7 protein-coding genes and 1 pseudogene are annotated in these 9537 nt (G+C 71.0%); 4 read left to right on the top strand and 4 right to left on the bottom strand.

Annotated elements, in window-relative coordinates; genetic code table 11:
• Window positions 1-79: 79 nt before the first annotated feature.
• Entirely contained in the window at window positions 80-1618 is a 1539-nt protein-coding gene (locus tag HUX53_RS33295; protein ID WP_176407209.1) for a hypothetical protein, read from the bottom strand.
• A gap of 368 nt (window positions 1619-1986) precedes the next feature.
• Between HUX53_RS33295 and HUX53_RS33300 the strand changes: the two genes are divergently transcribed.
• Genes HUX53_RS33300 through HUX53_RS33310 form a run of 3 tightly spaced genes read left to right on the top strand, consistent with a single transcriptional unit; the run spans window position 1987 to window position 5407 of the window.
• Window positions 1987-3237: a Mur ligase family protein gene (locus HUX53_RS33300; protein ID WP_176407211.1), complete on the top strand. Its 1251-nt coding sequence runs from the start codon at window positions 1987-1989 to the stop codon at window positions 3235-3237.
• Window positions 3227-3937, top strand: coding sequence for a type 1 glutamine amidotransferase (locus HUX53_RS33305; protein ID WP_176407212.1), 711 nt, complete (start codon window positions 3227-3229; stop codon window positions 3935-3937). Before HUX53_RS33300 ends, HUX53_RS33305 begins: the two co-directional genes overlap by 11 nt.
• A gap of 45 nt (window positions 3938-3982) precedes the next feature.
• Complete coding sequence (locus HUX53_RS33310; RefSeq protein WP_176407213.1) at window positions 3983-5407, top strand: metallophosphoesterase family protein; 1425 nt, start codon at window positions 3983-3985, stop codon at window positions 5405-5407.
• On the opposite strand, the gene HUX53_RS33315 is transcribed toward HUX53_RS33310, so the two are convergent.
• Window positions 5404-5805 (bottom strand): DUF4232 domain-containing protein, encoded by a 402-nt coding sequence (locus HUX53_RS33315; RefSeq protein WP_176407214.1) that lies wholly within the window; start codon window positions 5803-5805, stop codon window positions 5404-5406. The genes HUX53_RS33310 and HUX53_RS33315 overlap by 4 nt on opposite strands.
• Before the next feature lie 499 nt (window positions 5806-6304).
• On the opposite strand from HUX53_RS33315, the gene HUX53_RS33320 reads away from it, so the two are divergent.
• Window positions 6305-7618, top strand: a complete 1314-nt coding sequence (locus HUX53_RS33320) for a cytochrome P450 (RefSeq protein ID WP_176407215.1) — start codon at window positions 6305-6307, stop codon at window positions 7616-7618.
• Here HUX53_RS33320 and HUX53_RS33325 read toward each other — a convergent pair.
• Entirely contained in the window at window positions 7615-8964 is a 1350-nt protein-coding gene (locus HUX53_RS33325; protein ID WP_176407216.1) for a hypothetical protein, read from the bottom strand. The two genes, HUX53_RS33320 and HUX53_RS33325, sit on opposite strands and share 4 nt — an antisense overlap.
• Before the next feature lie 293 nt (window positions 8965-9257).
• Window positions 9258-9537, bottom strand: a pseudogene (locus tag HUX53_RS33330) (1,4-beta-xylanase); the annotation flags it as partial.

Raw genomic sequence — 9537 nt, forward strand, 5'->3', positions numbered from 1 at the left:
TTCGAACGGTCACAACATAACGCGCGACCACGGGGTTCGGGCGGTTCGTCCCGGGACGAGACCCGGCCGTAACCGGCCTTTACACGCGCTTCCAGCTGCGCTTCGGCTGGTCCGTCTTCTGCGCGACGGGGTTCCACAGGACGACGAACTGCTTCTTCGCCGTCGTCGCCCGCCGCTCCTGCGCCGCCCGTCCGGGCACGTGCGCCGCGCTCGGCTTCGGCTTGCCGCGGCAGTTGCGCTGGTTCGCCTGCGCCCACTTCAGCAGCACCACGTCGACCTGCAGCGACGCCGTCAGCGCCTCGGACAGCGTGCCGCGCAGCTGCTCGCCCTTGGCGAGCTTGTCGACCTTGAGCTCCTTGGTGCGGCGCAGCTGGTTCTGGCGGCGCTGCGCGACCGTCTGGAACCCCTGGATCGCCTTCGGCAGCGTCTTGCACTTGCCGGCCCGGCCGAGCGCCCCGGCGAGGATGCGGCGGGTGTCGACGCTGTCGTCCAGGATCTTGTTCAGGACCTGGGCCTGCTGCTTGGTCTCGGGCGGGATCGTGTTCTTCTCCGCGACCTGCTTGCTGGACGGCGTCGTACTCGGTTTCGTGCTGGCGGACGAGTCCTCACCGGACGGCCACACGACGAACACCACGGCCCCGGCCGCGACCGTGACGAGCGCGGCGACAGCGGCGATGAGCGGCTTGCTCGTCCCGCCGCTCTTCGGCCCCGGCGGCGGCTGCTGCGGCGGGAAGCCGCCATATCCGGGACCGCCCGGACCCATCGCGCCCATCGGGGCCATCCCGGGCTGACCCATCTGCCCCATCGGCCCCATCGGGCCGCCCATCGGGGGAGGAGCGCCGGGGTCCATCCGCGTCTGGTCGAGGTTCCCGCCGAACCCCGGCATCGGGGCGGGGGCGAGCTGCGTCGAGTCCGGCATGCCGGGCGGCTGGGCGCCGCCCTGCCCGCCCCACACCTGGGTGGCGTCGGCGTCCGCGCCCGCGGGCCGGCGCGGCTGCGCGAACCACGACTCCGGGACGATCGACTCGGCCGGGCCGGGCTGGTCGCCGAGGCCGAACGGGCTCGGCTGGGCGTCCGCGGCGGCGGGCAGCGCGGGCTTCTCGTTCGCGGGCAGCGCCGGCTGGTTCCCCCAGCCGGGCGCCGGCGGGACGGCCCCGTAGGCGCCTGAATCGTCCTCGTCCGGGTTGAACGTCCAGGCGGCCGTGTCTTCCGGGTCGACCGGAACCAGGGGAGAAGCGGGCGTCGGAGCGGACGGCTCGACCGACAGTTGCAGCGGCGGCCGCGCCGGCGGCTCAGGCGCCGTGGAAGACGGCGACGGCGGTTGCAGCGACGGCGGCGGCTGCGGCGCGGTCGGGGCGGGCGGCTGCTGTTGCGCTGGCATCCCGAAATCCGGCATTGCGGGAGCGGGCGGCTGCGCGCTCGGGGCCCAGGACGGCGTGGGCGGCGGCACCATCATCGTCCGGTCGCCGAGCCCGTCCGCGGTGCCCGGGGACGCGTCCGCGACGGGTGCCGCCAGCGGAACGCCGGGCCCGACCGAGTACACGTCGATGGGCGCCGCGCAGTGCGAACACTTGCCCAGCGTCCCGGGCGTGTCGTTACCGCACGTCGGACACTGCATCGCTCAGACCTCGCCTTATCGCCGCTTTGCCACGCTTGCGGTCCTGGCCCGCCGGTCGGGACGGGCACCGCGTCCCCGCGAAACCAGCAGGGCCCCCGACAAAAGTAGTGGGTGCCGCCGTTCTCGGATGCGTGGACGGAAATCTGGCACACCGTAGTCGGAGGTCGCACCGAATCACGACATGTCAGTACTGGTCAAGATTGTCCCGAGTGGTTTACCCGGCCGCCTGTGATGATGCTCACATTGTGCACCCGCGCACCCGGGTACGTCCCGGAACCCGCCGGTGCGCCCCGCAACGCGCCCGCGGCGTCGCCCCCACCGGCTAGGCTCGGAGCGGTTTCCCGGCGCATCCAGAGAAGACGGAGTCCATGAGCGATCTTCCGCTGCGTTCGCAGCTGGCCGTCGCGCTCGGTCGTACGGCCGCCAAGATGTCCCGCATGGCGGGCCGCGGGGACGGCTCGGTCATCGGCGGGCGGGTCGGCCTCCGCCTCGACCCCGAGCTGCTGACCAGGCTCGCGAAGGACCGCAAGCTCGTCCTCGTCAGCGCCACCAACGGCAAGACGACGACGACCCGGCTGATCACCTCGGCGATGACGCCGCTGGGGGAGGTCGCCACGAACGCGTTCGGCGCGAACATGCCGACCGGGCACGTGTCCGCGCTCGCGTCCGCGCCGTCCGCCCGGTACGGGGTGCTGGAGTGTGACGAGAAGTACGTCCCGATGGTCCTGAAAGAGACCGGGGCGAACCTCGTCGCGCTGATGAACCTGAGCCGCGACCAGATGGACCGCGCCGCCGAGATCTGGCTGCTGGCCGGCAAGTGGCGCCGCGCGCTGGAGGCGTCCCCGACCAGCCACGTCATCGCCAACTGCGACGACCCGCTCGTCACCTGGGGCGCGTCCACGGCGAAGAGCGTCACCTGGGTCGCCGCGGGCCAGCACTGGCGCGAGGACTCCTGGTGCTGCCCCGAGTGCGGCGGCCCCCTCGACCGGCAGGACACCGACGAGGACAGCGACTGGGCCTGCCGCCAGTGCCACTTCCGCCGTCCCCGTCCGGACTGGGCGCTGAAGGGCGACACGATCACCGCGCCCGACGGCCGGACGTACTCGCTCACCGGGCTGTCCCTGCCGGGCCGTGCGAACCGCTCGAACGCGCTGATCGCGCTGGCGGTCGTCGCCCAGTTCGGCGTCCCGCCCGAGCAGGCGCTGCCGCTGCTGTCGCAGGTCACCTCCGTCGCCGGCCGCTACACGACGGTCGAGCACGAGGGCCGCTCGATCCGGCTGCTGCTGTCGAAGAACCCGGCCGGCTGGCTGGAGGCGTTCGACGTCCTGCAGCCCGCGCCCGGCCCGGTCGCCCTGTCGATCAACGCGCAGGGGCCGGACGGCCGCGACACGTCCTGGCTGTGGGACGTCGACTACCGCATCCTGCGGGGACGTCCCGTCTGGGTCACCGGCGAGCGCCGCATCGACCTCGCCGCCCGGCTGGAGGCCGCCGACGTGTCCTTCACCGTCGTGGACGACATCGACCAGGCCGTCATGGCCGTCCCGCCCGGGCACCTCGACGTGATCGCCAACTACACCGCCTTCCAGAACATCCGAACGAGGTACGGCCGTGTCGTCTGACCGCATCAAGATCGTCTGGATCTACCCGGACCTGCTCAGCACCTACGGCGACCAGGGCAACTCGATCGTCCTGGAGCGGCGGGCGGCGCTGCGCGGCATCCCGACCGAGACCGTGAACCTGCGCTCGGACGAGCCCGTCCCCGCCGACGGCGACATCTACCTGCTCGGCGGCGGCGAGGACCGTCCGCAGATCCTCGCGGCGCAGCGGCTGCGCGGCGACGGCGGGCTGGCGCGGGCCGTCCAGTCCGGGGCCGTGGTGTTCGCCGTCTGCGCCGGATACCAGCTGCTCGGCCACGAGTTCGGCGGCGAGGAGGGCCAGCCCGTCGCGGGCCTCGGCCTGCTCGACATCCGCTCCGGGCGCGGCGACCAGCGCGCCGTCGGCGAAATCGTCGGGGACGTGGCGGGCGAGCTGAACGTGCCCCGGATCACCGGGTTCGAGAACCACCAGGGCCGCACGCAGCTCGGGCCGAACGCGCGCCCGTTCGCGCAGGTCGTGCACGGCATCGGCAACGGCGACGGGTTCGAGGGCGCCTACAGCGGGCGCGTCCTCGGCACCTACATGCACGGGCCCGCCCTCGTCCGCAACCCCGGCCTCGCCGACCTGCTGCTGCGCTGGGCGGTCGGCCGAGACCTGCAGCCGCTGGACGACTCCTGGGCGGGCCGCCTCCGCGAGGAACGCCTGAACGCCGTCGCCGGCTGAGTTTGGGCCTGGCCGGACGGCGGCGCGAGTGCCACCGTGGCGATCATGATCTGCTGCCGTCCGAGCCGCCGGGCCCTGCTCCGCTGGAGCGTCGTCGTCGCGGGTGCGTCGCTGCTGCCGGAGACCGCGTGGGCTTCGGACGGCGTGCAACCGGTGAACCTTGAGCTGGTCACGGTCACGGAGACGACGGCCGTCCTGACCTGGTACACGGGCGTCCCGGGCACGGACGACGGGTTGGGTCGCATGGTCCCGGCGCCGTCCGACGCCGAAGTGGTTTTTGGGACGCATCCGTCCCGGTTGACGTCAGTGGCTCATGGGGCGGCGGGAACCCCGTACCACTACGTCGAGTTGACCGGCCTGGAGCCGGGGCGCACGTATTACTACAAGGCGCGTTCGGCAGGACGTTCCGCGACTCCGACCTGGCTGGCTTTCGGCTCGGCGGCGGGCCGTCCCGAAGGGGACGTATTCGCCTTCACGACCCCGCAGCCGCCGCCGGGCCGCCACCTTTTCTCTGTCGCGCTGTGCAACGACCTGCACCTTGGCGAAACGGTCGCGGGTCTCGTCGGGCAGCTCCCGTGGATCAAAGGCATAGAGCAGGTGCCCGGCCACCCGCCCTATCCCGAGGTAATGGCGAAGGCCTTGATAGCGGACGCCCGCAGCCGGGGCGCGTCCTATCTCCTGGCCGCCGGAGACGTCTCCAGCGAAGCCGCCCCCATCGACCTGCAGAACGCCAAGGGAATTCTCGACACGTTCGGCACCTTGGGCAGTGACTATCTGGTGGCGCGCGGCAACCATGACCGCGCCCACTCGGGGACGCCCTACGCGTCCTGCAGCGCCGGCTCGTGGCAGGGGAATGACTGCTTCAAGGACGCCTTCTTCCCGTCCGGCAGCACGTACTTCACGCACGACCTGCAGGGCCTTCGCATCATCGGCCTGGACACCTACGACAAGCCGGGCGACGGCGGCGACTCCGGCGGCCTCTCCGTAGACCAGCAGGCATGGTTCGAATCGGAGCTGGCGAAAGACCCGGACCGTCCCACTCTCGTCTTCGGTCACCATCCGCTCTTCACGGAGAACGACCCACTCGCCATAACCGGTGCGCATTCTCTGGATGCGGGCCAATCACTGCGAATCCTCGCCGCCTACAACCGCACCCCCGGCGTCTTTCTCCACCATGCAGGCCACACACACCGCAACCAGCGCTCGACATTCCCGCTCGCTCCCCGGGTCGTCCAGCAGGAGGTGGGGGCGGTCAAGGAATACCCGGGCGGTTTCACGCTCCTCCGCGTCCACACCGGCGGCTACGCGCTCAACTTCTACAAGACCCGCAGCGACGAAGCGCGTGCCTGGAGCGAACGCAGCCGCCAGGAACTCTCCGGCCAATGGCCGCAACTCTCCCTGGGAAACCGTCCCACCGACCGCAACACGGTCGTCACCCGCGACCTTTCCGGCCTGACCGCAGATCGCTAGCCGGCGACCGGGGCCGGGCTCTCCGCGATCGGGGTGAGCGAGATCGTGCCGTGCCGGCAGACCGGGCCCTGATTCCAGAGCGTGGTGAGATGGCGGGTCTGATCCGGCGGGATCACCCACAAGCGGGTGGGGGTCGGCTGGCACGGGACGCTCTCGTCGCCTGCGAGCTCCGACGTCCAGTACAGCCGTTCCCAGGCGTAGCCGTGGCTGGGAATCGTGACCGTCCGCGGCGTGCCGTCCCGCCTGACCCTCGTGGGCACGACCCCGTCATCGTTGACCAGCTGGAGCCCGGCCCAGCCGCGGATCGTGCAGGGGGTCCCGGACGTGTTGGTCAAGATGAGCGTCACGTAGCGGTTGGTCTCGACGGCGTACCGGTTGGCGAGCCGCGCCTCGAGCATCTCGGTGGTGCAGGCCGGGCGGCTCCCGCTTCCGTCTCCGCCGACCCCGCTGCCGGGCCGCTCCCAAGCGTCCCCTTCCCAGGCGTCCCCTTCCCCGGGGAGCCCGCCCCCGGCGCCGCGGCCGTCGCCGTTTCGGACGGTGTCGCCGAGTCGCCCACCTCCGCAGCGGTGGGGCCCGCGGTCGAGCTGGTGCCGCACCCCGCGAGCGCGATGGCGATGGCGGCCATCGCGGTTCCCCCGATGATCCCCGGAATTCGAGCCTTCTGCATTCTCGCCCTTCCCCGTCGAACCAGACGACGGAAAGGGAAGGCCCTGCTGGACGCCCCCGTCCGGCCCTGTCCCACCGTCTTCTTGGTGGTCGTATGTCAGGTGAGATGCCGGCCAGGAGCACGAAGTTCATCACCTCTACATGAATGGTGCTGCCCGGTCATCTCGCCAATTGCCGAGTGCGTGTCAGCATTGTGATCAGCTCGATGATCCGGACGGCGGGAGAGCGCACATGCGAGGCGATGTCGGCATCCCATCGCAGATCCCTGGACCGGCCTCGGACGGTGACGGCGCCGCGGCCATCGCGGCGGCCGGTGGGCTGCACAACTACCAGCTGCGACTGCACGCCGAGTACGGGCCGGTCGTGCGGTTCCCGCTGCCCGGCGCGGACGTGGCGGTGTCGGTCGCCGATCCCGTCCTGCTGGAGGCCACCGCGAAGATCGACAAGCGGCCGGAGAAGCTGTTCGAGTTCCTCGCGCCGCTGCAGGAGGCGGGCAACCTGCAGACGCTCCCGGCCGACGAGCACGGGCCGTGGCGCCGCATCATGCTGTCGGTCCTGGCCGGACGTCCCTCGCATGAGGCGCATTTCGCGCAGTTCACCGCGCTGGCGACCGAGCTGGCCGACCGCTGGGCGGCTTCCGCCGGGCCGGTCGTCCTGCAGCGGGACCTGAGCGAGCTGTCGCTGCGCATGATCTGCCAGTACGCGCTGGGCAGCGGCCTGGAGGACGCGTCTTCCGCACGCCGGGTGGTGTCCGCGTTCGAGACCGTCCTCACCGAGTACATGGCACGGGCCGACGGACCGGGCGCCGAGGCCGAGGAGGCCCTGGCCTACCTGCGCGCGACGGTCGACCAGGTGCTCGCCGCCCACCGCGACCGCGATGACCGGGCGGACATGATCGCGGCGCTGGTGGCCGCGGGCGAGTCCCCGGCGCGCATCCGCGACAGCGTGCTGATGACCATGCTGGCCGCCCACCACACCACCGGCGTCGCCATCTCGTGGACGCTCTACCTCCTGGCCCGGCACCCGGACGCGGCTCGATGCGTTACCGACGAACTGGACCGCGTCCTGGGCGACCGCGCCGCCCCCGAATACGGCGAACTGCGGCAACTCGCCCACCTGGACAGGGCCCTCAAGGAGGCGATGCGCCTCTACCCGCCCGGCCCGTACGGCGCCCGCGAAGCCACCGAGGACGTCGTCCTCGGCGAGTACACGGTGCCCGCCGGGACGACGATCTTCTACCCGTTCTGGGCCGTCCACATGAACCCCGAGTACTGGCCCGACCCGCAGGTCTTCGACCCCGGCCGGTTCACCCCGGAGGCGTCCGCCGGACGTCCCAGGCTCGCCTACATCCCGTTCGGCCTCGGCCCGCGCAGCTGCGAAGGCTCCGCACTGGCCATGATCGAGGCGGAACTGGTCCTGGCAGTCCTGCTGAAACGCTTCCGCTTCACCCTTGCCCCCGGTCAGACCATCACCCCGATCGAACGCTTCGTCCTCTGGGCCGCCGACGACATCAGGATGAACGTCACCGCCCGAACCGGCGGCTAGCCGTCGACCGTCTGAAAGCTCCACTTCCCGCCGGACGTGACGACCTGCAAGATGCTGCCCTCCTTCAGAAGGAGGACGAGTTCGAAATTCGCGCTCTCCGTCGATGACCACATGCCTCTGCTGATCAGCGTCGTCTGGCGGGTGAGATCGGACCCGAGCAGATGCACCTCGAACGTGTCTCCGTCGACGTTCCGCACCCGGACATGGGACGTCCGCCCGGTGAAGTGGATGGGTTCGCTCTCGGAGCCCTCGATGGCGGTGGAGAACGTCCTGAACGGGAGCTCCCCGCCGGTGACCGGCTGGACGTCGAGGGACCACGGGGAGGACGTGAGAATCCGCAGCAGGACGGGGCCCGCCAGTGCGAACGACGGCCGGTGCCCGTCGGCCATGACGCCCAGAAGCTTGAGGTCACCGTCCAGGCTGCTCACCGCCGCGCCGTCACCGCCCGAATCGGCGAGCCTCGCCAAGCCCGGGCCGCCCGTGTAGAGCTGGAGGTCGTCGCACGTCCCCCGCGTGCTGGACGCGAAGCGCGGCACGCCGGCGGCGTCCAGGAACGAGAGCGTCCAAGCCGTGTCGGAGATGATCCGCAGATACCGGTAGGTGTAGAACCGCCGGTATTCGAACACGTCCCGGATGACCTGCTCGTCGTGGACCGCTCCCTGGTACTGGTTGGAGCCGATCGGCAGGCGGCGCTTGTAGAGCCGGGTCGAGCCCGGGCCCTGGTTTCTCAGCTCGACGACAGCGCGGTCAGGCAGGTCGGCGGGGACGCGGACGAGCTTCTTCCCGGTGCCGCTGTACACCTTGAGCGGCCCGCGAGGCGCGCTTTCCCACGGGACGCCGGCCACGGACGGCCGAGCCGCGGGCCGGGCAGGGGCGTCGGGTTCGGTGACGACCTTGCCGAGCCATTGCAGTTCGAGTTCCCGGATCGCCTGATAGCCGCGGTCGACCTCGCGTCTCACCCGTTCTTCATTGCGCTCGGCATGAATCTCGCCGGCGGCACGATAGGCGTCGAGCGCCTGAGCGTGGTGGCGCCGCATGTCCGGCGTCACCCCGTCCGCGCCAGGGTCGAAACCGAGGCGGTCCAGGGCCTTACCCAGTTCGGTGACCCGATTGGAGGCGGCCTTTGCCAGCAGCTTCTTGAGGAACCAATCCTCCACCACCTTGGCGGTCAAGGGCAGGCCGACACCGCCGACCAGGAGGACCCCCATCAGGGTGACCGCCACCGTCCGGGACACCGCGTCCGCGTACCCGGCGATGCCCGCCGACGCCGTGAGCGGCAGGCAGACGGCGATCACCCACTCCGCTCTGGCGGCCACCGGATCGACCACGGCGTAATACCATTTCACTGCGCCTCCAAGCTCGAAGCATCGCCGTGTAGACGCGGAATGGCGTCATCCGGTTCACCGCCACAACGAATGGCCTTTCACCAAATGGACGCGCGCCCCTCTCCGGAGCGCGCGTCAGGCCCGCGTCCTCGCGCAGGCCGCTGAACTGAGGTTCAGGTCTACCGGCAGCTGTCGATCGGGCCACCGCGATCATCGATTGACCCATACGGGGGCGCGGCCTGGGGACTGGTGTGGCGCGGCGGCTGGGGCCGCCGCGCCACGGGTGCGGGTGCGGTGTGCGTGTGCTGGTCAGGTCAGGCGCTGCAGGAGACCGTCGGCCAGGTCCACGTGCCGTTGGCCATGATGGTCACGCCGAAGTTGTTGCCGTTGCCGTTCGGCCGCGCGGTCATGACCTGGCCGCTGGAGTCCCAGCTGGCGCTGGTGTTCCAGGTGGAGCTGATCTTCTCGGGGGACGGGACGTTCATCGTCACGGTCCAGTTGCTGGAGCCGGACACCGACACGTTGAGGTTGTACCGGTCGCCCCACTTCTGGCCGGCGGACAGGGTCGCGGTGCAGCCACCGCCGCCACCACCC

The sequence above is a fragment of the Actinomadura sp. BRA 177 genome (genome assembly GCF_013372625.1).
Lineage (GTDB): Bacteria > Actinomycetota > Actinomycetes > Streptosporangiales > Streptosporangiaceae > Spirillospora.

What these genes read in the sequence shown, in the direction of transcription:
- HUX53_RS33295 (WP_176407209.1), bottom strand. Translation starts at nt 1,618, where the DNA reads ATGCAGTGTCCGACGTGCGGTAACGACACGCCCGGGACGCTGGGCAAG.
- HUX53_RS33300 (WP_176407211.1), top strand. Translation starts at nt 1,987, where the DNA reads ATGAGCGATCTTCCGCTGCGTTCGCAGCTGGCCGTCGCGCTCGGTCGT.
- HUX53_RS33310 (WP_176407213.1), top strand. Translation starts at nt 3,983, where the DNA reads ATGATCTGCTGCCGTCCGAGCCGCCGGGCCCTGCTCCGCTGGAGCGTC.
- HUX53_RS33315 (WP_176407214.1), bottom strand. Translation starts at nt 5,805, where the DNA reads ATGCTCGAGGCGCGGCTCGCCAACCGGTACGCCGTCGAGACCAACCGC.
- HUX53_RS33320 (WP_176407215.1), top strand. Translation starts at nt 6,305, where the DNA reads ATGCGAGGCGATGTCGGCATCCCATCGCAGATCCCTGGACCGGCCTCG.